This is a genomic window from Fulvivirga sp. (genome assembly GCF_040220315.1).
Classification (GTDB): Bacteria; Bacteroidota; Bacteroidia; order Cytophagales; family Cyclobacteriaceae; genus Fulvivirga.
Genome location: NZ_JAVJUY010000384.1, coordinates 1 through 21,006 on the forward strand (window position 1 = coordinate 1; position 21,006 = coordinate 21,006).

Annotated in this window: 22 protein-coding genes and 1 tRNA gene; 9 read left to right on the plus strand and 14 right to left on the minus strand. The window is 35.9% G+C overall.

What is annotated here, in order from left to right:
• Positions 1–56: 56 nt before the first annotated feature.
• The 12 genes from RLO81_RS19850 to RLO81_RS19905 all read right to left on the minus strand — a co-directional run bounded on the left by RLO81_RS19850 (position 57) and on the right by RLO81_RS19905 (position 9,444).
• Positions 57–518: an ExbD/TolR family protein gene (locus RLO81_RS19850; protein WP_205721681.1), complete on the minus strand. Its 462-nt coding sequence runs from the start codon at positions 516–518 to the stop codon at positions 57–59.
• A gap of 3 nt (positions 519–521) precedes the next feature.
• A complete protein-coding gene (locus tag RLO81_RS19855; RefSeq protein WP_350116032.1) occupies positions 522–1,115 on the minus strand; it encodes an ExbD/TolR family protein in 594 nt (197 codons plus the stop codon).
• Positions 1,115–1,441: a hypothetical protein gene (locus RLO81_RS19860; protein WP_350116035.1), complete on the minus strand. Its 327-nt coding sequence runs from the start codon at positions 1,439–1,441 to the stop codon at positions 1,115–1,117. The genes RLO81_RS19855 and RLO81_RS19860 overlap by 1 nt, the downstream gene beginning before the upstream one ends.
• Before the next feature lie 32 nt (positions 1,442–1,473).
• Positions 1,474–2,295 carry a MotA/TolQ/ExbB proton channel family protein gene (locus RLO81_RS19865; protein ID WP_350116038.1) on the minus strand — a complete coding sequence of 274 codons (822 nt, stop codon included), beginning with the start codon at positions 2,293–2,295 and terminating at the stop codon, positions 1,474–1,476.
• A 144-nt stretch (positions 2,296–2,439) separates the two neighbouring features.
• Positions 2,440–2,528: transfer RNA gene (locus tag RLO81_RS19870), tRNA-Ser, on the minus strand.
• 82 nt (positions 2,529–2,610) lie between these two features.
• On the minus strand, positions 2,611–3,678 hold the full coding sequence (locus RLO81_RS19875) for an asparaginase (RefSeq protein ID WP_350116041.1): 1,068 nt from the start codon (positions 3,676–3,678) through the stop codon (positions 2,611–2,613).
• Complete coding sequence (locus tag RLO81_RS19880; RefSeq protein WP_350116044.1) at positions 3,675–4,439, minus strand: TatD family hydrolase; 765 nt, start codon at positions 4,437–4,439, stop codon at positions 3,675–3,677. Before RLO81_RS19880 ends, RLO81_RS19875 begins: the two co-directional genes overlap by 4 nt.
• A 9-nt stretch (positions 4,440–4,448) precedes the next feature.
• Entirely contained in the window at positions 4,449–5,519 is a 1,071-nt protein-coding gene (locus RLO81_RS19885; protein ID WP_350116047.1) for a glycosyltransferase, read from the minus strand.
• Complete coding sequence (locus RLO81_RS19890) at positions 5,516–6,139, minus strand: polysaccharide deacetylase family protein (RefSeq protein WP_350116050.1); 624 nt, start codon at positions 6,137–6,139, stop codon at positions 5,516–5,518. The genes RLO81_RS19885 and RLO81_RS19890 overlap by 4 nt, the downstream gene beginning before the upstream one ends.
• Complete coding sequence (locus RLO81_RS19895; RefSeq protein WP_350116053.1) at positions 6,140–7,357, minus strand: PP2C family protein-serine/threonine phosphatase; 1,218 nt, start codon at positions 7,355–7,357, stop codon at positions 6,140–6,142.
• Positions 7,358–7,411: 54 nt separating this feature from the next.
• Positions 7,412–8,527, minus strand: a complete 1,116-nt coding sequence (locus tag RLO81_RS19900) for a glycosyltransferase (RefSeq protein WP_350116056.1) — start codon at positions 8,525–8,527, stop codon at positions 7,412–7,414.
• Positions 8,506–9,444, minus strand: coding sequence for a hypothetical protein (locus RLO81_RS19905; RefSeq protein ID WP_350116059.1), 939 nt, complete (start codon positions 9,442–9,444; stop codon positions 8,506–8,508). The genes RLO81_RS19900 and RLO81_RS19905 overlap by 22 nt, the downstream gene beginning before the upstream one ends.
• 17 nt (positions 9,445–9,461) lie before the next feature.
• On the opposite strand from RLO81_RS19905, the gene ruvC reads away from it, so the two are divergent.
• The 6 genes from ruvC (at position 9,462) to RLO81_RS19935 (ending at position 16,060) form a co-directional block, all read left to right on the plus strand.
• Positions 9,462–10,031, plus strand: a complete 570-nt coding sequence (ruvC, locus tag RLO81_RS19910) for a crossover junction endodeoxyribonuclease RuvC (RefSeq protein ID WP_350116062.1) — start codon at positions 9,462–9,464, stop codon at positions 10,029–10,031.
• 108 nt (positions 10,032–10,139) lie between these two features.
• Entirely contained in the window at positions 10,140–10,814 is a 675-nt protein-coding gene (locus RLO81_RS19915; RefSeq protein ID WP_350116065.1) for a LamG domain-containing protein, read from the plus strand.
• Positions 10,807–12,732 (plus strand): SGBP N-terminal domain-containing protein, encoded by a 1,926-nt coding sequence (locus RLO81_RS19920; protein ID WP_350116068.1) that lies wholly within the window; start codon positions 10,807–10,809, stop codon positions 12,730–12,732. Before RLO81_RS19915 ends, RLO81_RS19920 begins: the two co-directional genes overlap by 8 nt.
• 3 nt (positions 12,733–12,735) lie before the next feature.
• On the plus strand, positions 12,736–13,842 hold the full coding sequence (locus RLO81_RS19925) for a glycosyltransferase family 4 protein (protein ID WP_350116071.1): 1,107 nt from the start codon (positions 12,736–12,738) through the stop codon (positions 13,840–13,842).
• Between the two features lie 149 nt (positions 13,843–13,991).
• Positions 13,992–14,927 (plus strand): sulfotransferase family protein, encoded by a 936-nt coding sequence (locus tag RLO81_RS19930; protein WP_350116074.1) that lies wholly within the window; start codon positions 13,992–13,994, stop codon positions 14,925–14,927.
• Complete coding sequence (locus tag RLO81_RS19935; RefSeq protein ID WP_350116077.1) at positions 14,927–16,060, plus strand: glycosyltransferase; 1,134 nt, start codon at positions 14,927–14,929, stop codon at positions 16,058–16,060. Before RLO81_RS19930 ends, RLO81_RS19935 begins: the two co-directional genes overlap by 1 nt.
• Here RLO81_RS19935 and RLO81_RS19940 read toward each other — a convergent pair.
• Entirely contained in the window at positions 16,047–16,565 is a 519-nt protein-coding gene (locus tag RLO81_RS19940) for a class I SAM-dependent methyltransferase (protein WP_350116080.1), read from the minus strand. The genes RLO81_RS19935 and RLO81_RS19940 overlap by 14 nt on opposite strands.
• Positions 16,566–16,729: 164 nt before the next feature.
• On the opposite strand from RLO81_RS19940, the gene RLO81_RS19945 reads away from it, so the two are divergent.
• From RLO81_RS19945 to RLO81_RS19955, 3 genes are read left to right on the plus strand one after another with little or no spacing between them, the layout of a single operon-like run.
• Complete coding sequence (locus tag RLO81_RS19945) at positions 16,730–18,208, plus strand: lipopolysaccharide biosynthesis protein (protein ID WP_350116083.1); 1,479 nt, start codon at positions 16,730–16,732, stop codon at positions 18,206–18,208.
• A 47-nt stretch (positions 18,209–18,255) separates the two neighbouring features.
• Positions 18,256–18,672 carry a sugar 3,4-ketoisomerase gene (locus tag RLO81_RS19950; RefSeq protein WP_350116085.1) on the plus strand — a complete coding sequence of 139 codons (417 nt, stop codon included), beginning with the start codon at positions 18,256–18,258 and terminating at the stop codon, positions 18,670–18,672.
• A gap of 20 nt (positions 18,673–18,692) precedes the next feature.
• Positions 18,693–19,748 carry a DegT/DnrJ/EryC1/StrS family aminotransferase gene (locus tag RLO81_RS19955; RefSeq protein ID WP_350116087.1) on the plus strand — a complete coding sequence of 352 codons (1,056 nt, stop codon included), beginning with the start codon at positions 18,693–18,695 and terminating at the stop codon, positions 19,746–19,748.
• Here the strand turns inward: RLO81_RS19955 and RLO81_RS19960 are convergent.
• A complete protein-coding gene (locus RLO81_RS19960) occupies positions 19,741–21,006 on the minus strand; it encodes a glycosyltransferase family 4 protein (protein ID WP_350116089.1) in 1,266 nt (421 codons plus the stop codon). The genes RLO81_RS19955 and RLO81_RS19960 overlap by 8 nt on opposite strands.

Consider the following 21,006-nt stretch of genomic DNA (forward strand, 5'->3'; position numbering starts at 1 on the left):
AAGGGTTTCTGTTTGACAGAAACCCTTCTAATTTATATATTATTCACTTAATAAAACTATTCTGGTGCTTCAAGGATAGTTGAGTATAACAACTTCCTTGCATTTGCTTTACGCAACTGTAATTCTATATCAGAAATCAAACCTCTTTTTGCTTCTTTATCAACTTTTAAAGCAATGGTAATCTGATCTCTTTCTACTTCATTCAGCTTATCTTTTTCCTGAGCAACCCACAGAGTAACATCCTTTGGTTCAATGAACACATCATTCGCCTGAATTCTTGGTTCTGTTCCCCACTGATCGGTTTTCTTTGGCTCACCTACATAAAGATAACTTACAAGCGATTTTCTCTCCAACTTTCTTAGTTGTGTAGCATCCGGAATCCGTTGCTTCACATTAATGGTTACTTCTCTTAACACAGTTGTTACCATAAAGAAGAATAGAAGCATGAAGATAATATCAGGAAGTGCTGAAGTAGGTATATCCTGTTTGGTATTTGCCTTTTTCTTAAACTTTGACATTTCTTATCCTCCTATTTTAGTTGGTTCTGCAATAGAAATCTGCATAGGGAATTCAATCTCACCATCAGGGGTAAGACCTCTTCCAGTATCATACAGTCTCTTATTATCAGGATCCTTCAAGTTATCAATAATTTTTCTCCACTGCTCGGTAGATACCCCGGCTCGATCTGCATACATTTCGTAATATGCCGCCTGAATATTATCCAGCACTTCAATAAACTTATCTTGAGTAGTACCTCGGTCAGTTTTTAAAGAGACAATTGCCTTTTTTGGACTGTCTGAAGACTCAGGATCTTTTCCGTTATTGTTAACGAAATCTTTAATCATCTGCTTGATCTCCTTGACATCTGCAGTAAAAGGTTCCCCTTCTACCAGCATCTTGTCTGCTGAGTTAATCTGAATTTTGAACAAATTTCTCTCAGGAATTTTGATGTCAATATCCTCCATCTGATCAGGATCTGGAGGTAAAGGAATGAGCAGACCCTTGTCGTTAGCAATTGTCGTAGTTACCAAGAAAAATATCAAAAGTAGGAAGGCAATATCCGCCATCGAACTTGAGTTTATTTCCGGGTTCTCTCTTCCTTTGTTACGTGCCATTATTTTGTTGCTTTATTGATTTCTGTAAATACTATACCTACTAATGCAGCGATAAAAAGTACATACATTGTTATTAATCCACCACCTACGAATTTAGACACACCTGAAGTAGCTCCGGCAGCAATTAACCTCGCATTTAGTCCATCTCCTGCTATGGCATAGCATATAAGAAACAGAATTACAATACCTACCAATGCACCCGCTGGTTTTACCAAAGATTTAGGGTTATCCAGCGATTTTACAATAGGAAGTACTATAGCTCCTACCGCTGATACTAAGAACATCAGGTAAGAAACATAAAGCATGATATCTATAATATTTTCCATTATTAAACAGGTTTAATTTTTATAACTATTTATTAGTTAGAAAGCTTATGCTTCACTAACAAGTCAACCAACGTGATTGACGCATCTTCCATTTGATTTACTAAAGAATCGATTTTAGAAACCAAGTAGTTATAAAATACCTGAAGAATAATACCTACAATAAGACCCGCAACTGTTGTTAAAAGGGCAACTTTAATACCGTTAGCAACGATTTGAGGTGATATATCACCAGCTGCTTCAATAGCATCAAATGCACCAATCATACCAATTACAGTTCCCATGAAACCAAGCATTGGAGCAAGTGCAATAAATAATGATACCCATACAAGACCTTTTTCTAATCTACCCATTTCTACAGATCCATAAGCAATGATAGATTTCTCAACCATATCAATACCTTCTGACATTCTCATAAGACCTTGAGTAAAGATAGAAGCAACAGGCCCTTTAGTGTTTCTAGTAACTTCTTTAGCTGCTTCTACACCACCTTTAGATAATGCATCTTCTACTGTAGCTAAAAGCTTGTCAGTATTAGTTGTAGCAAGATTTAATGTGATGATTCTTTCGATAGCAATGGCTAAACCAATGATTAGACATAAAAGTACTGGCGTCATAAATTTCCAGTCACCTTCAATAAATTTGTCTTTAATCACCTGGTGGAAAGAAGCTTCTTCTTCAACCACTGGCTCGGGTTCTGCAGCAGGCTCTTCAACAACAGGTTCTGGCTCGTCAACTACTTGTGTAGTATCTTCCATAGCCGCTGCTGTGTCAGCTGCTTCCTCCTCTTGAGCGTAAGATTGAAAACCAAGGGACATAAACCCTACCAGCGCCAATAATGTGAATAGTTTTTTCATAGTTCAAGTTTTAAAGTGTTCTCTAGTAAAGAGAAGTTTTAGTTAAGCAATTAGATATTAAAATTTAAATTTAGTTAAAAGTTTCTACTCTAAGTCTGTGTTTGATTGATTCTTGTATCTAAATAGTAATTATTTCACATACTGAGGAGAGGAAGGGATTCGAACCCTCGGTGCCTTTTGACGGGCACACTCGCTTTCCAAGCGAGCACCATCGACCACTCGGTCACCTCTCCAAATGCGAGCCTTCTGCTCACAAGAAGCACAAATAAATCAATAAAAAACACTTTATGCAAGCGCAAACTAAATTATTGGGTATTAATTTATCGTCATCTCTCCACACATAGAATTAAGCATTCTATGCCTAATTTGAGGTATTTCCTCCTCCTCACTCAAAACTAACATAAGCTTTGAAATTGCCGCTTCTAATGTAATATCGGCACCTCCAATTACTCCTATGGCTTCAAGATCCTCGCTGGTTTCATATCTACCCTGATCTACTTTGCCTCCCGGGCATTGAGATACATTGAATACAACCACACCTTTATCAATGGATTTTTTAATTATTTCAAGAAACCAATCATAAGTGGGTGCATTACCAGAACCATAGGTTTCAATTACCACTCCTCTCAGCTGAGGAATAGAGAAAAAAGCCTCAACCGACTGTTTTGAAACACCCGGAAATAATTTAAGCACCGCCACATTCGTATCAAATGATTGATGAAACATTAACTTATTATGATCAACCTGGTTAATAAACTTGTGATTATAACTTATCTCAACACCAGCCTCTGCCAATAACGGGTAGTTTTCTGACTCAAAGGCATCGAAGTGTATGCTTTCCACTTTTTTTGATCTGTTTCCTCTTAGTAGCACTGAATCGAAATAAATACATACTTCCGGCACTATGGGTTTGTTATTCTCACGTGACGAAGCGACTACTATTGAAGAAATAAGGTTTTCCCTGGCGTCTGATCTTGGTGACGATATAGGCAACTGAGCTCCGGTAAAAACAACTGGTTTAGTCAAGTTTTCCAGCATAAAGCTTAAAGCCGATGCTGTATAAGCCATAGTGTCGGTGCCATGTAACACAACAAACCCATCAAATTCATTATAATTTTCAAAAATGAGTTTTCCTATTAGCTCCCAATGGCTTGGGTTTACATTGGATGAGTCTATTGGTTCTTCAAAGGACATAACCGTGATATTTAACTCCAATTGCCGGAGCGAAGGTATATGATCCATGATTGAGCTAAAGTCGAAAGGAATTAAGGCTCCACCTTCGTTATGAATCATTCCTAATGTACCTCCTGTATATATAATGAGTATGGTAGAATCTGGTGGCTTGGCAGCAGAAGTGATTATATTAGACTTCGTTATTTTCATTTGAATAATTGCTTGGCATTTATTGTAGTCACTTCCTTCACCTCATCCAGCTCCATTTTTTTATATTCTGATATTTTACTTGCGACAAGTTCAATATATGCAGGTTCATTTCTTTTGCCACGATTTGGAGTTGGTGCTAAATAAGGACTGTCTGTTTCCAATACTAGTTTGTTAATATCCACATCGGGTAACACTTTATCCATACCTCCATTTTTAAAGGTGGCTACTCCACCGATTCCCAAATAAAAACCTAATTCAACGATTTTATCAGCCTGTTCTTTAGTACCTGTGAAGCAATGAAACACCCCTCTAAGTTTTTCATCTCCAATTTTTTCAATCAACTCAATAGTTTCATCAATTGATTCTCTGCAATGAATTGCAACTGGCCTATCATACTTTACTGCCCATTGGCATTGTATAGTAAATGCTTCTTGTTGTTGTGACCAAAAAGTTTTATCCCAATATAAATCCGTACCTATTTCACCAATGGCTGACCACTGCCTTTTACCCAACCACTCTTCCACCAAATACAACTCTTTTTCAAATGTTTTATTCACAGAACATGGGTGAAGCCCCATCATCGCCACACACATTTCACTCTTCGCTTCTAACTCTAACATACTATCAATAGAAGTATGATCAATGTTAGGCATGTAGATTTTTTCAATACCTGTCTCCTGAGATCTTTCAAGCACTTCATCAATATCCTTCTCGAACTGATCTAAATAAATGTGTGCATGCGTATCTATCATCTTACTCATGATCCAAAATTAATATTTCCTGCCTTTCCAACTCACTTTAGTTGGAAGCAAATAGTACAGTGCTGAGCCCATTGACACGATAATTGAATAAAATTCATAGTTAATTAGTTGCCAGAATGTATATTTTAACCCCAGACTATTTAAACATCTTAATATGAATAAGCTTTGAAATAGAATTTTGACAGCCATTAGGGTGAGACCCATTTCCAGATTATAATATGTTAATAAAATGAGTGCCGGAAAATAGAGCGCCTGAAAGAATAACAGCAAGACAATTGGCCAAGGTAACTGCACTGCCCCTTTCATCCAGCGTTTTCTTTGGTTTAAAAGATCAATAAATCCTGAGATTGGTTTAGTTTTCCCTAATACGTGTGGATTGAATAACTGGACTGCACTATAGCCCTTATTCCTAACTCGCTTAAAAAGCTCAAAATCTTCAGTAAGTGAAAAAGGAATATATTCATATCCGCCAACAGCATGATACGCCTCTTTGGTCACCATCATATTATTACCCATGGTGGTAACTGGTTGACCTAAATCGTTTAGCACTTTAGTCATACCAATGGCGAATACCCAATCAAGACTTTGGTTATTGCTCCCCGCTACATAAGTAACTCCTGTAACTATTCCGGCACCATCTGAACAGTTCAACATTGTTTTTACCCAAGATGGTGGCAATTGCATGTCTGCATCTGTAATATAATATACATCGCCTGTGGCTTGTTGTGCGAGTTGAGCCAGCACATTGGCTTTACCTTTTTGATGACTGATGTTTTTATCAATTCGAATCACCTTCGAATTATCGTAACCTTTTAATTTCTCAATGGCTATTTCAAATGTATTGTCTTCCGATTGATCATCACCCACCAAAATTTGCATGAGCTTTATAGGATATTCCTGATGGATTAATGATTCTAAACACGTTTCTATGTTAGATGCTTCATTTCTAGCTGCGATTAATATAGAAACCTTTTTTTCAGCGTTTGTTGAATTAACAAGTTCGTCATCTTTCCAAAGCACAAACAGGCTTATGTCAACCAGAAGAACAACTGAGACAATGCCAATTAAGAGATAAATCATACCAGTCCAAAACTATAGCCTTTCTTTTGAAAATGCTCAATATATCTTGGTAAGGCATATTTAATATTTTTTTCAGCTTTTATATTATCATGAAAAAGTACTATGGAACCCCTTTTTGTAGCCTTTATGGTATTGAAAAGACAATCCTTAGGAGAAATATTTTTACTGTAATCGCCAGATAATACGTCCCACATAATTATCTTTTGATTCTGCTTGATAAGCTTGATTTGAGACCTTTTCAATTTACCATAAGGCGGGCGGAATAATCCTTTTTTTTGATCTAGCGAATGTAATTCTTGCTCGCATTCTACTATATTTTTCAGGTAATCTGTAGTTGAATTTTTCCAGCCATTTAAATGGTTGAATGTGTGATTACCAAGTTGATGGCCTTCCTCAATGGTTCGGACTGCGATATTTCTGTTTTTATTGAGGTTGCCCCCAACACAAAAGAAAGTGGCTTTTACATGACTCTTGTGTAGTGTATCCAGAACAAATTCTGTTAATCCCGGAATAGGCCCATCATCAAAGGTTAAGAATATGGTTTTATCTTTAGTTTTCTTCCTCCAGATTAGTGACGGATAAAGTTGCTGAACAAAGCGCGGTGTTCGATGAAAAAACATTTAAAGGGTTACTTTGGTAGTTAGCATGGTAATATCATCATGATAACCATTGTCCCCTTTAAAGCCATCCAGATTTATGATGATATCCTGATGCACCCTTTTTAAATCCGTAGTATCGTTATTCTTGAAATATTCCTCTAGTCTGTAAGAGCCAAATTCTTCATTTTGCTCATTACTTGTTTCGGTTAATCCATCTGTATAACAAAACAATAAAAATTCATCTAAATCAGTAATAAACCCTTCATTTACAAACGGTAAAGGGTGCACTGCGCCTAAAACTGTAGAACCTTCATCTAAAGCGGTAATAGTACCATTTGTTAAAAGCAGCGGTGGATTATGTCCTGAATTAATGTACACCAACGTTTTAAGTTTGTGGTCATAAATAGCTGCAAAAAAGGTGATGAACTTTTCACCCTTTGCATTTTCTAATACCTGGTAATTAAGTTCATTCACAATTTCAACGAGATTTGGTGTTTGTCTTATCAGTGTTCGCAATGAAGCCTGAAAGTTAGACATCATTAAAGCGGCAGGAATGCCCTTACCGCTAACATCGGCAATACAAATTAAAAATTGATTTTCGTTGATCGGTATGTAGTCGTAGTAGTCGCCCCCAACTCTATCATGCGGCAAGTAACTTGCCTCAATTTTTAAGCCTGGGCCATATGGTAATTTGTCAGGAAAGAGAAACTGCTGCACGTCACTAGCGATTTCAAGCTCTTTTCTTAGTGCCTCTTGCTCTAATTGTTGTCTCGCCAATTTCTTATTTTCTATAGCAACTATTATGATGTTACTCAAAGCCTGAATGAATCTGACACTACTCTTTTTAACTTCCTGATCTTCTGCTCCCTGAATGCCACCAATAAAAACAACTGCCAAGAGTGCTGACTTATGATAGATTGGGATAAGGAAATCGAACTCACCAAAAACATCATTTCTATTGTTTATTTCGGTAAGCGATTTGTTTACCAGAAATTCATCATGTAACGTTTGTTCAAAACAATTAGTGGATGTACCAAAATTAACCTTGCAACTCCAATCTTTATCAAACACAAAGAGAGCCATGCGCTTTACATTCAAATTACCTCTTAATGTAAACTCATAAATTTTATAAAGCGATGCCTCTGGTAGATTGTTATTTATGGATTGCGTAATCTCCAGTAGAGCATTAAGTTCAAGCTCTTTAAGTTTGTATTTATTTTGAATTGAAAGTGTCTCCATTTATTCTTTTATGGCTCAATTGGCCTTATAAGCAATATAGTTATTAATAAATTCTCACCCAAGTTTATGCTCACGCCCCTTCCAGGTATAACTTTTCGCATTTGCTGCGATACCTATATATAAAGTGTATATTGGATAGAGCACAACTATGAATAGATAGTAAAAAACATTTAACGACTTACCCATTGATTTAAGTACTAAATGCGTGAAAAATCCATCTAAAATTATCTTGGTTGATGCGATACTCAAATACAAAGCTGATTGCTGGACGAATCCTATTGCTAAACTGATGATTGTAAGGATAGATGATAAGACAACAAGAATTGCCAGGCTCGATTTATAAAAACTTTTATTTGAATTCCATTTACTTGCCCAACGGATGCGCTGGCTTATCAATTCTTTGAAAGTTGGTTGGGCTTTGGTATAAACAACAGCCTCTTTGTTTTTTAAATAAGCTATAGCATTACGATACACCTTATTTATTTTATACATTAAATACTCATCGTCTCCTGAAGCGATATGATAATTGCCTTCATAACCATTCACCTTTTCAAAGGCACTTTTTCTGAATGCAAGATTAGCACCATTGCACATAATGGGAAATCCAATAGCGTTACTTGCTGCACCAACTCCTATAACAGGTGCAAATTCTGTTTGCTGTAACCCTGAAAACCTTGTTTCGTCATTAGCGAACACAACTCCACCAAAAACCAATTGAGTCTGATGATTTAGAAATTGTTTAACAATCGAATTAATCCAATCAGGTTGCACAACACAATCAGCATCTGTAGTGATAATTATTTCTCCGGCTGAATTACTTATTCCATAGTTCAATGCAGCTTTTTTACCCTGTAAGTCGTCAGGTAGGTGTAGAATTTTAAATTCACTTGACAGATTATTTAATTCCGGCTCATCAGTAGAATGGTCATTTACCAAAATAATTTCGAGAAATGAACGATCGTAATTTAGTTGCTTTAAAGAATCTACGAGCTTAGGCAAATTATTTACCTCATTTCTGAAAGGCACTATAACTGATACTCGCAATAAAGAATCATTGGTAAGTTTTTGAGTTGAATTTCTAATCGAAAGAAAAGAAAAAATCATTACTAGTATCCATATCAGATAGATACTAATTAAAACCAAAGTGCCTATTTCGAAGATATAAACCATTTAAGTTTAAGCATTGCGGGAATTCCCACAAGTGTAGGTATTAAAATATTAATGAACCAAAGTAAAAGGCTTGCATTAACAACAGGAATAAGCACAACGTCATATCTTTCGAAGAAATAAATAGCTGAATATTCTCTTATTCCTAAATCACTAAGAAAATTAAATGAGGGCAGAATTGATTTCGCCAGAAAAATATAAGTAGATCCAGCAAACGCCAATGGAGTTTCAATTGAAGGCAAAATGGCTTTTAAGATAATTAGAAATTGAAGTGCAAAAACAAGATACCGAAGCATTGATAAAAATTGAACGGCTAGCAATATATGTTTTGAGTATTCCCTAACGATGAACAAATAGCGACCAAAAATCTCGAATTGACTCAGCCAATTGATGAGGACAAAAGCTGTAACAATCGCAAACATGATGATTACCAAGCCAGCAAAAGGCAACCAGAACCCATAAAGGTAATCGAGACCAACTAACCCAAAAATAGCAGTAGCAATCATTTGAGTCGATCTACTTATGAACAATGATCCTACTAAGCCCTTTCTTCCCCTTTGCTGAACAGATAAAATCCTTCCAAAATAATCACCAATTCCATGCGGTGTTGCGAAACTAAGTGTTAACCCAGCAAGCACCCCTCTTAGCGAATCAGTTAAACTAATTGCAGAAATTTTGCTAACTAAGATCTTCCATTTTAAAGCTTCTAATAACCAGTTGATTGGCATTAGAAAAAGCACCAGAATTAAAGACAAATACTTATTTGTTAGTAGAGAATAAGTTGATTCATATAACTTCATGAACAAATTATCCTGAGTCTTAAGCTTGTCGAACAACAAATAGCCAATAATAGCAAGTACCACTATTTTGGCTGCGACAATATAAACCTTGTAAGAAGTTCTTGAGGGTTTTATGTTCATTTAGGTAAATTGCAACAGTGGCCAAATTAGATAAAAATAATCAAAGCGAACAGATCATTTTAGGTCTTGACCCGGGAACGAGTGTGATGGGTTATGGGTTAATTTCTGTGAAAGGCCAGCAGTTGAAATTGCTTCAATTTGGTGTCATACACTTGAGTAAATACAGTACCCACGAGTTGAAGTTGAAGAAAATTTTCGATCGGGTTATCAGCCTAATTGATGATTTCAATCCTGACGAGGTAGCACTTGAAGCCCCTTTTTATGGTAAAAACGTTCAGTCTATGCTGAAACTTGGTAGGGCTCAGGGAGTATCTATGGCGGCTGCACTGAGTAGAGAAATACCGATCACAGAATATGCGCCTAAGAAAGTAAAGCAATCAGTTACGAGCAATGGTAATGCTTCTAAAGAACAAGTTGCCAATATGTTGATGACACTACTGAAAATCAAAGAGATGCCAAAGCTTTTAGATGCCACTGATGCACTTGCTGTTGCAGTGTGTCATCATTTTCAAAAAGGCGGTAGCGAAAAAGCAGGGCCTAAAAGCTGGAAAGCTTTTGTTGGAGAGAATCCGAGGAGGGTGAAATGATTTTATTGACAAAAATCGTTTATTTGTTTCTTTAACTTTAAATATAACTTGTTGAAATTTTCACCTTTTATTTTTGCTATCCTTATACAGTTAGGCTGTAAACCGCTAATGATAGATTCAAGAAATTTAGTTGCCAAATACGATCTAAATGGTAATGGGCATGATTCTTCTCCCAACGCAATAAATGCAACAAAATTAAATGCCAGTCCAGCAACTGATAGATTCGGTAATGAATCAAGATGCTATTCATTTGATGGTAAAAGTAGTTACGTACAAATTGCCCCGTCAGAATTGTTTAATTTTTCGTATACTGAAGATTTTACAATTAGCTTTTGGGTTTTGGTCTTGGAAAACGCCAACTCTGGAGATATTATTAGTAAGTGGAATACAAGAAATAATACTGGATATCCATTTGCAATTCGGTATTTGGGGCAAGATGTAAAGAATTCTCTTTATAAAAACAGAATTGCATTTTTACGATATGATAGTGAAGAATGTGAAAATCTTCCTGTTGTCCTTACAAAGCCTATGGTAATTAATGAATGGACACATATAACTGCGAGAAAGAAAGGTTCTAAATTGTCCATATTCGTGAATGGAAGATTAAATGGAAAAACAAAAGACACCACTGAAGGCATTTGTGGTACCGAGAATGAGGCTCCACTAATTTTTGGAAAGAGGGGTGAAAATCAACGATATTTTAATGGTAAAATTGACGATGTCTCAATATTTAACCTTGCTCTTACGCAAAGAGATATTAATATAATTTCAAGTTTTGAATAAACATGTTGATAAGAACTTCATACTAATACTCATTCAAGTATTAATATGTTCCTTAGTCCAAGCGCAGAATATTAATCAAGGCAGGGTAGCATATTATGAATTTAATGGTAATGCTAATGACCCAATTAATGGTTTGAATGGAACTGTATTTGGTGCTTTATCAACTACCGATCGGTTTGGTAATTCAAATTCTGCCTATGAATTTGATGGTCTAGATGATTTCATCTCCATTCCACATTCTGAAATAATCAATTTTAACTCTAATAGTGACTTTAGTATTTCATTATGGGTATATCTTCCAAGTGAACAAACGTCATCTTCAGGCACTAACAATGAAATCCTTGGAAAATGGAATGCTCTAAATAGTCAAGGCTACCCATTTGCTATCAGGTATATCAACGAAAATGTAACTAATGGTAATCAGTTCAAATTTGCTTCATTAAGATATGACAGTGAATTTTGTAATGGCAATCCTATTCTTCGATCTTCATGCCCTGTAGAAGTTGATAATTGGTTCCATATCGTTTTTATTAAAAATGAATCTCAACTAACCCTTTATCAAAATGGTGAGCTAATGATTTCAGAAACGGATAACACATCTAATACATGCAACACCACCAATAATGAGCCTCTTTATATAGGAAAGAGACAAGCAAATCAAAGACATTATAAGGGGAAGATAGATGACATTTTATTTTATAATAGACCTCTTTCTGAGGAAGAAGTAGATTTATTATATTTAGATAACTCTTATACTCCTAGCCCAATAGCTTCATCTGAATCAGATATTTTAAGTTTTGAAGTACCTGAACAAATAGAAGCATCTCAAATAGATAACAACAATCGAACAATTAACGTTCTGGCATCATGTTCATCTGACTTAACTAATCTTACTCCAAGTTTTACCTTATCAAGCAATGCTACTGCGTTCGTTAATTCTATTGAACAGTTGAGTGAAGTATCAACTCAAGACTTTACAGCGAGCGTTATATACACAGTTTTGGCTGAAAATAACTGCGATGAATCAATCTGGACTGTCAACATTACAAATGAAGAATTATCCAGTTCTGAGCAATTAGCAATAGCATCTGTAGTTTCATTTTCTACCACTAATCAATTAAAACCTGCCATTGTCGATTCTGAAAACCGTACTGTCGAGTTAATCGTCTCATGTAGCACAGACATTACCAACTTAGTAAGTTCATTTGTACTTTCAGATGGTGCTAGTGCTACTATTCAAGGAGTAGTACAACAATCTGGTAGTACCGCTAACGATTTTTCTAGTGATCTTATTTATTCTGTTACAAGCCAAAACCAATGCGCTACGCTTGATTGGACTGTCAGTATCGCTAAAGAAACACTATCCAGTTCTGAGCAATTAGCAATAGCATCTATAGTTTCATTTTCTACAACTAATCAATTAGAACCTGCCATTGTCGATTCTGAAAACCGTACTATTGATTTAACTGTCTCATGTGACACAGATGTTACCAGGTTAGTCAGTTCTTTTGTACTTTCTGATGGTGCCAGTGCAACTATTGAGAGTATAACACAACAATCTGGCGGTACAATTAACGACTTTTCTAATGAGGTAATTTATTCAATAACCAGTCAAAACCAATGTGTAACACTCGATTGGAAGATTAACATTGATAAAAATGAGAATCTCGATATTCAAGAATTATTTATACCTAATATTATTACACCAAACAATGACGGTAAAAATGACACTTGGATTGTGATGAGTGATGCTAAACTATTTGTTAAAATATACAATAGATGGGGTAGAGTTGTTTATCAATCAGATAATTATCAAAATGACTTTCAAGGTGACGGGTTAAGCACTGGGATATATTATTATCAAATAATGCTAGATGATTGTGCAGAAATCGATGGGTGGTTACAAGTTTTATTTTAAATTATGAAAATAATCAAACTAGCTTCATTACATGTTCCTTTTGACACTCGAATTTTCCAAAAAGAAGCAAAATCTTTGGTAAAAGCAGGGCATGATGTAAGTATTATTGTTCCGCATAAAACCAATGAAACTGTAGATGATATAAAAATAATAAGCGTTCCAATACCAAAAAGTGGAAAGGATAGATTAATTAAAACAAATTATCAAATATTTAAAAAAGCGTATAAACAAGACAAAAATTCTATTATCCATTTTCATGATTCAGAACTCATTGTATATGCAATAATACTCAGTCTTCTGGGAAGGACGGTCATTTACGATGCACATGAGGATACACCTCGCCAAACAATGTATCAGCATTGGATACCAAAGCTATTGCGCAGGCCAGTGGCATTATTTTATTATATACTAGAAAAAATAGGGGGCTATTTATTCAAGGCAGTGATAATTGCAGAACCAATTATTGGTAGTTATTTTCCTAAAAAGAAGACCTGGCTTATAAGAAATTTTGTGAAAATAAATGAGCAAAGTATTGATCAAATTATTCCTTACGGAGAAAGAGAAAACATCATTACATACATAGGCGGTATAACGGAGGCAAGGGGTGCTTTAACAATGATAAATGCATTGGCAAAAGTCAAAAACACCAATTTCAGCTTTGCCCTTGGAGGCACATTTCATCCACCTGCCTTAAAAGAAAAGTTACAAAAAATAGAAGGATGGAATAAAGTGGAATATCATGGTTGGGTAAATAGGCGTGAGGTTTATGAGATTTTAAATAAATCTAGAATTGGTATAATTATTCCGAAACCCAACTCCAGATATAGTACCAACTATCCCGTTAAGCTTTTCGAGTATATGGAAGCCGGCATTCCAGTAATTGCATCTAGTGAGGGTGTTTCTAAAAAATTTGTTGAAGAAAGTCAGTGTGGTATTTTAGTTGACCCATTGAATATCGATGAAATCGCGACAGCGATTGACTACTTACTTAATAATCCTGATGTGGCTAGTGATATGGGAATTAGAGGAAGATGGCTAATCAAAAATAAGTATAACTGGTGCAGCGAAGAAAAAAAACTATTACAGTTATACTCATCACTTGGGAATTAATTTATTGTATTCTATTAATTTTTATAATAAATGAGAATAAGCGTATCAAGAAACATGGCGATTATCATCTTACAAAAATCTAATTAATGGAATAATTTCAAATCACTGTTTGAATCTTTAAACTTACATGAAAGTTAATTGCACTACGAGTGAATAGAGAGATTAAGGTAAATCCGCTAATTATTTTTTATAACAGATTAAAAGCATTCAATCCTTTTAATAACACTATTCCAGTAATTACCAAGTACAATAACTACAAGCCTTTTCTGATAATAGGCTCTGGCCGATCGGGAACTACCCTTCTAAGGTCAATGCTTAACCAGAGTAGCTCTGTTGAAATACCACCAGAGTCTTTCGTTTTACCTCTACTTGTGAAACGGCACACCGTTTGGAAAAATCTCGATTGGAAAGACTATATCAAACTCATTATCGGGGAATTTCATTGCCATCCACAATTTAAGTACTGGAATTTTAATACAACCCACGCATTTGAAGAGCTAATGACCTTACCTCCAAAGGAACGTTCTCTGTTCAAGGTAATTGATGTATTATATACACAATATGCCAAAACTCATGGTAAACCTACAGCCCTTTGGGGAGATAAAACGCCATTAAATACGTATCACCTGCCTCAATTAGATAGTATTTTGAATGAGCCCCGATACATTAATATGATTAGAGACGGAAGAGATGTAGTAGCTTCTTATAGAAAAGCCAAGCTTTCTGAAAGCATAGAAGATGCCTGTACACGATGGAAGGATGCCGTCTTATGTGCATCAGTTTTTGAAGAAAAAAATGAGCAGAGTGTTCTGAACGTACGTTATGAATCGTTGGTGAGGGACCCGAAAGCCGAACTTCTTAAAGTATGTGATTTCTTACATATAAACTTTGATGAATGTATGCTCCAGAATAACCGCAATACAGAAAACCTGGGCGATTCTGTTTATGCACATCACGAAAAATTAAAAAAACCTATTGATCAAAGCTCTATTGGCAACTGGGAAAAGCAATTGTCGATAGACGAACAGCAACTTGTTAATAAATTGATTGGCGCAGAGCTTAAACAGCTAGGATATTTAAAATAATGCACTGTCTGGTAGTTCCATCATATTACCCAAATAGCTACAGTCCTTTTGATGGTATTTACTTTAAAGTACAGGCTGAAGCATTGGCAAAAAATAACGTAAAGGTTGGCGTCATAGCGCCTATCATTATCAAGCACTATGTGCTGCTTAGAGAGAAAAAAATTGATTATGGATTTAAAAATCCAGAAAATCAGATTCCAACAACATTGTGTCAATTGCCTTCATTCCCTTTAATCAAAAGAATGAATGATTGGATGCGCCTGTACTTCGGTAAAAAATTGGTTAAAAAGTATATCTCAAGGCATGGTTTACCAAACATCATCCACGTTCACTCATTTGAAAACGCCATAGTAGCACGCTGGATAAAAAACAACTTTGGAATTCCGTTTGTATTAACGGAACATTCAACCAGGTTTGAAAGAAACGAATATTCTCCACGAGTTTTAAAACTGGCAAAAAAGGCATTTGAAGAAGCAGCTGAAGTTATTGTAGTTAGCAGTGATCTTCAGGCAACTCTTAAAACACAATTTGGTATAGAAGCCACCATTATTCCCAATCTTATTGATACCGACTTTTTTCATCCTCAAAATTGTGAGAAGAAATATGATTTCATCTCCATTGGTGGCCTGCGAGATGTTAAAAACTATGAATTATTGATAAAAACATTTAGTAATCTTTCCAATAAAAAAACAACATTGGCCTTTATTGGCGTTGGGCCTTTGTTAGAGAAACTTAAAATGCTGGTTAAAAAATTGAATCTTGAGAATCGAGTAAGTTTTTTAGGAAAGCGAACTCAGGAGGAAATAGCAGGGCTTCTCAACCAAAGCAAAATATTTGTTTCTTCCAGCAAGGTTGAGACATTTGGTGTAGCCATAATTGAAGCCATGAGTTGCGGGCTACCTGTGGTAGCCACTAAATCTGGTGGGCCTGAATATTTTATGACAGACAGCCAGTTAGGTGAGCTCTGTGAGCATACTGTTGATGAATTATGTAAGTCGATGACACAGGTTTACAACAATCTCAACTCTTACAACCCTGACATTATAAGAAAACATGTAATCAATTTGTTTTCAGGCCAAAAAGTTACGAATCAACTCAAGAAGGTTTATTCCAAATATGCTATTTCTTCTTAAGCACGAATTGTGTGCCTTTGATTGAGATGACATCAACTTGTTCCTTGTAATTCTCAATAAACTCATTCACGGCTTTGGTAACCCCGTCATCCCACCAGCCAACTAAATTATAATCGTCTCCCGTTATAAAACCGCCTGATTTTATTTTTTGAAATGAGTTTTCCAGGTCAGCCTTAACATATTCATATAAATGATTTCCATCGATGTAAATCCAATCAAAGTAGTCATCTTCAAATTGACTTAATGCCTCCGTTGAATCAGCCCTAAGAAACTCCAACTGCCCAGAGTACAATTCACTTTCAAATCTTGTTTGCACAGATTTAAACACTTCGTCCATTTTTTCTTGTGAACTATCAGAACCACCATACCATGCTTTATCGTACACCTCTACGTGCTTGTACGGATCAATGATAAAAAGCTTTGAGGGCTTTGTTTGTTTGAGTATTTCTTGTGTAAAATCTCCCTTCCATGCTCCTATTTCTGCACATATTGCATTTTTAGGCATCTTTTTCAAAAGGTTATTTCTATTTCTAACACTCTTAATAACTTCTAAGCGGGTCTTTATTTTTTGTATTAATTTCAAATCAGTAATAGATCAATCTTAAAATAATAGTAACAGTAAGGCAAACATATTCAATTTCACCATAAGTTTGCCGGCAAAGAATCTTAATGGGAGTAGTAAGAAGAACAAGTATTCGATTTTTGACCATTCTGTACATAGGTATAGTGCTTGGTTATATCAATACCGTTCTCATTTTCCCAAACATTCTTACTGAAGAGGAATTTGGATTGACTAGAATCATTTTCTCTGCAGCTGCCCTCATAGCCCAAATAACACAGCTGGGAACGGGCAACATTCTCGTTAGATTTCACCCACACTTAAAAGACGATAGTAGAAATACAACCCTTACATTGGGGCTACTCCTTTCGTTCCTTGGAGTAATAATTTCAGGCTTAGTACTTTTCTTTTTTAAGGATTGGATTATTGATAGCTATGCTGAAAATGCGGCCCTTTTTACGAAATATTATTATCTATTATTACCTGCAACTATATCATTAATTGCCTACAATCTATTTGATGGTTATTTAAGAGTATTATTAAAAAATTCATTTTCGGCATTTCTAAACTCCATACTTCTAAGGGTTGTCTGGTTGGCCATTGTATTGCTGTATTCGTTCGGACTTTTTGATACAGATACATTTATCAATTATTATGTGGGTGGGCAGATTCTTGTAAGCTGCGTTGGGCTGGCGTATGTTCTTATGCAAGGCAATCTAACTTTAGGGTTTGACACAACCAAAGAAAGAATGATCATGCTACGCAAAATGGTCAATTTTGGGATTGTGACAGTAGTAAGTGGTATTTCGTTACTTCTGATTAACCGGATTGATGTTGTTTTAGTTGGGAAGTACCTTGGCTTGGCAGATGTAGCTATCTTCTCTATCGCCATGTACATGAGCGATGTAATTCTGGCTCCCGCGCAGTCTATTGCGAGAACATCTGCTGTATTGGTAGCGGATGCATTCAAAAGCAATAATATGGCTATGGTTAAAGATCTTTATAAGAAGACAGCACTCAATCAAGTTTTGCTTGGTAGTCTGGTTTTTATGCTCATTGCAGTAAATTACGATAGTCTCTTAAGTTTTCTTCCGCCATCCTATTCAGATAGCTATTATGTTTTTTTCTTACTTGGCTTAACCAAGGTGGTGAATACTGGTCTTGGAGTAAACGGGGCAATCCTAATCAATTCTAGATATTATAAACTGGATACCATACTTTCAGTTAGTCTATTAATAATATCTGTGATCCTTAAAATATTTTTTATCCCAATCTACGGTCTCATAGGTGCTGCAGCCTCCACAGCTTTTGCTATTATTGCGTTTAACATAGCCAAATACATTATCCTAAAGGCAAAAATGGATCTTTCACCTTTTTCAAAGAATTACTTTAGTATTTGTGCTATCCTCATTGCAGCGTTTTTAATAACCATTTATGTTCCAGTCACCAAGTTCGTTTGGTTCAATATTCCAATAAAAAGTACTGTATTTGTTCTACTCACAGTTCCCGGAATCTATATCTTAAATTTGAGTGAAGACTTTAATGCATTAATTGATGGAGGTATAGACTTTATAAGAAAGAGAGTTTAGAATACAATGAAATGCACTACATCTTTCATTAATTTTAAGTGTTTAATGTGAAGAGAATATCCAGGTTAAATAAAAGCGTGATTGAACATATCAAATTAGAAGTCCACTCCGATAAACGCGGAAAATTATTATCTATTGAGCAGACAGATACAGGATTGCCATTCTCCCCTAAACGCTCGTTTTACCTGTATGATGTGCCTGCAGGAAGCACCAGAGCTGGCCACGCGGTGAATTGCGATCAGTTTCTTATTGCTCTCAGAGGTAGTGTACATGTCGAACTTCAAGCTGTTGATGGAGCAAAGAAAAGTTGGGAGCTATCTAAAATCAATGAAGGGTTATTTGTGCCAGCAATGAATCATATTACCCTAAAAGGCTTTAGCGATGATGCACTGATCGTCATTTATGCTTCAAAAGCCTATGCGGATACTAAATATTTTTCTTTGGAAGATTTAAAAAAGGAATGATACCCTTTAGCAACCCAGGATTGAGATTTCAAAAACTCGAAAGTCGATTGAACAAATCGCTTTCAGAGGTTGTAAAATCCGGACAGTTTATACTGGGAAATCAGGTTGAAAAATTTGAACGTGAATTTTCTAAATACATCGGAACACAACATTGTGTAGCTGTCAACTCCTGTACTGATGCAATCACTTTATGTCTTAAGGCTTTATCTATTAATCCTGGAGATGAGGTAATAACAACCGGGTTAACAGCACCCGCCACTGCCATTGGAATTATCAATTCTGGAGCGACACCAGTAATAGTAGACATTGAAGATCGTACACACTGTATTGATATTAAAGCCATTGAAGCTGGCATCACGAAAAATACAAAGGCCATCATTCCGGTTCATCTTCACGGCTTTGCTGCCGATATGTCTGCTATCATGGAGATTGCTGAAAAGTATAACCTGATTGTGATTGAAGATTGTGCACAAGCTCATGGTGCTACCATTAATGAGAAAAAAGTTGGGTCAATAGGTCATTTTGGAGTATTTAGTTTTTACCCAACTAAAAATTTAGGCTGTCCCGGTGATGGTGGAGCAATTACGACCAATAGTAGCGAATGGGCTGCAAAATTGACGTCATTGAGAAATTATGGATTTGATGAAAATGAGATAACCGTAGCGGGTATCAATAGTCGATTGGATGAACTACAAGCAGCTATTCTTTCCGAACTATTGCCTCATTTAGATGAATACAATACTAAACGCAGAATGTATGCACAAAGGTATATTGGTGCATTGCAACAGCTGGACATTGAGTTGCCTGTTTATTCAAAGGATGCTGTTTATCATCAATTCGTAATCAAAGTTAATAACAGGAACATTGTTAGAAAGAAACTATTAGAAAGACGTGTTGCGACAGGAGTACATTACGATAAAACCTTGGCAGATCATCCGGCTCTGGCTGAATATTGCAAAGAGCTTAAAAATGCCCATGAAGCAGCGAATTCAATGATATCTTTACCTATTCAGCCTGAAATATTAGATCAGCATTTTGAGCAAATTGTAACAGCAATAAAGGCTGTAATCAATTAGAAAGTACTTTTTGAATTAAGTTTCCAGTCAGGTTTTTGCGTGAGTACGATTCAATGACTTCCATATTTGGCTTAAAAATTCCTGCCTCAAGTAAATCATTAATAGCTTCGACTAAGCCTTTTTCATTCTTCCATGAAATTATTTCACCGGCCTTACATTTATTAATTATTGCCGCAGCATCTCCATCCACGGGACCTAGCCCAATAATTGGACGCTGGCTTGCAATGTATTCAAATAACTTACCTGGAATATGCCCCTTAGCATTTGCAGAATTATTTAATAGCAATAACAAAATATCTGATTGCGCATAAGCTTGCAGCACTTCCTTATGGCTTACCGGAGGACGAAATTCTATTAAACCATTCAGAATAGTATCTTCCATTACAAACTGCTTGATAGGCTCTTCAATGGTTCCGTAAAGACGTACTTCCAATTGAACTTGTTTAGACAGTTCTCTCAAGGCATTCCAAAAAATAGTCGGATTCCTAAAGGTGTTGATCAGACCAAAATGACTAATTACTACTTTATCCGTTTTACCTTTTGATTCTACATTTTCAAAATCTGAATCATCATAACCGTTGGTGATTACCTGATATTTTCTGTTATAAATATTCTTAAACTCGCTGGCCCATGATTCACTTACGGTGATCACCTCATCAGCATTTTTTAAGATCTGCAACTCCAATTTTCTATGTCTTTGCTTAGCTAACTTTGAGAGTTTAAAATTTTCAAGCATATCCCACTTGCTCCAAGGGTCACGGAAATCGGCAACCCATTTAATGTTGCTTTTACTTTTTAGTTTCAAGCCAATTAAATGCATACTATGCGGTGGGCCGGTGGTAATTACCGTTTCAATTTTATTGTCTGCGATAAATTTAGTTAGAAATTTAACCGATGGTTTCACCCAAAACTTTCGGGGATCGGGAATTAGTAAATTGCCTCGCAGCCAAATGGCGATTTTTGTTAGTAAACTCTGTTTTTTAGAAGACTGAACCAGCCCTTGAGAAGGTCTTTTCTTGCCCGTAATTTTCTCGAATAATTTATAAGGCTCCCAAATAGGCAGTTTTATTACTTCCAAATCTGCACTTACATCCTTTAATAAAGTATCATCTTTAATATCAAAATCAGGATTCTCCGGTGTGAAAATAATTGGCTCATAGCCAAACTCGGGCAAGTATTTAGAAAATTTTAGCCAGCGCTGCACGCCCCCTCCACCACTTGGTGGCCAATAATATGTAATAATGAGAACCTTCTTCAT

Excerpts from the sequence above, each read along its gene's own strand:
- RLO81_RS19850 (WP_205721681.1), bottom strand. The coding sequence starts at position 518 with ATGTCAAAGTTTAAGAAAAAGGCAAATACCAAACAGGATATACCTACT.
- RLO81_RS19855 (WP_350116032.1), bottom strand. The coding sequence starts at position 1,115 with ATGGCACGTAACAAAGGAAGAGAGAACCCGGAAATAAACTCAAGTTCG.
- RLO81_RS19860 (WP_350116035.1), bottom strand. The coding sequence starts at position 1,441 with ATGGAAAATATTATAGATATCATGCTTTATGTTTCTTACCTGATGTTC.
- RLO81_RS19865 (WP_350116038.1), bottom strand. The coding sequence starts at position 2,295 with ATGAAAAAACTATTCACATTATTGGCGCTGGTAGGGTTTATGTCCCTT.
- RLO81_RS19875 (WP_350116041.1), bottom strand. The coding sequence starts at position 3,678 with ATGAAAATAACGAAGTCTAATATAATCACTTCTGCTGCCAAGCCACCA.
- RLO81_RS19880 (WP_350116044.1), bottom strand. The coding sequence starts at position 4,439 with ATGAGTAAGATGATAGATACGCATGCACACATTTATTTAGATCAGTTC.
- RLO81_RS19885 (WP_350116047.1), bottom strand. The coding sequence starts at position 5,519 with ATGATTTATCTCTTAATTGGCATTGTCTCAGTTGTTCTTCTGGTTGAC.
- RLO81_RS19890 (WP_350116050.1), bottom strand. The coding sequence starts at position 6,139 with ATGTTTTTTCATCGAACACCGCGCTTTGTTCAGCAACTTTATCCGTCA.
- RLO81_RS19895 (WP_350116053.1), bottom strand. The coding sequence starts at position 7,357 with ATGGAGACACTTTCAATTCAAAATAAATACAAACTTAAAGAGCTTGAA.
- RLO81_RS19900 (WP_350116056.1), bottom strand. The coding sequence starts at position 8,527 with ATGGTTTATATCTTCGAAATAGGCACTTTGGTTTTAATTAGTATCTAT.
- RLO81_RS19905 (WP_350116059.1), bottom strand. The coding sequence starts at position 9,444 with ATGAACATAAAACCCTCAAGAACTTCTTACAAGGTTTATATTGTCGCA.
- RLO81_RS19915 (WP_350116065.1), top strand. The coding sequence starts at position 10,140 with ATGATAGATTCAAGAAATTTAGTTGCCAAATACGATCTAAATGGTAAT.
- RLO81_RS19925 (WP_350116071.1), top strand. The coding sequence starts at position 12,736 with ATGAAAATAATCAAACTAGCTTCATTACATGTTCCTTTTGACACTCGA.
- RLO81_RS19935 (WP_350116077.1), top strand. The coding sequence starts at position 14,927 with ATGCACTGTCTGGTAGTTCCATCATATTACCCAAATAGCTACAGTCCT.
- RLO81_RS19940 (WP_350116080.1), bottom strand. The coding sequence starts at position 16,565 with ATGCCTAAAAATGCAATATGTGCAGAAATAGGAGCATGGAAGGGAGAT.
- RLO81_RS19945 (WP_350116083.1), top strand. The coding sequence starts at position 16,730 with ATGGGAGTAGTAAGAAGAACAAGTATTCGATTTTTGACCATTCTGTAC.
- RLO81_RS19960 (WP_350116089.1), bottom strand. The coding sequence starts at position 21,006 with ATGAAGAAGGTTCTCATTATTACATATTATTGGCCACCAAGTGGTGGA.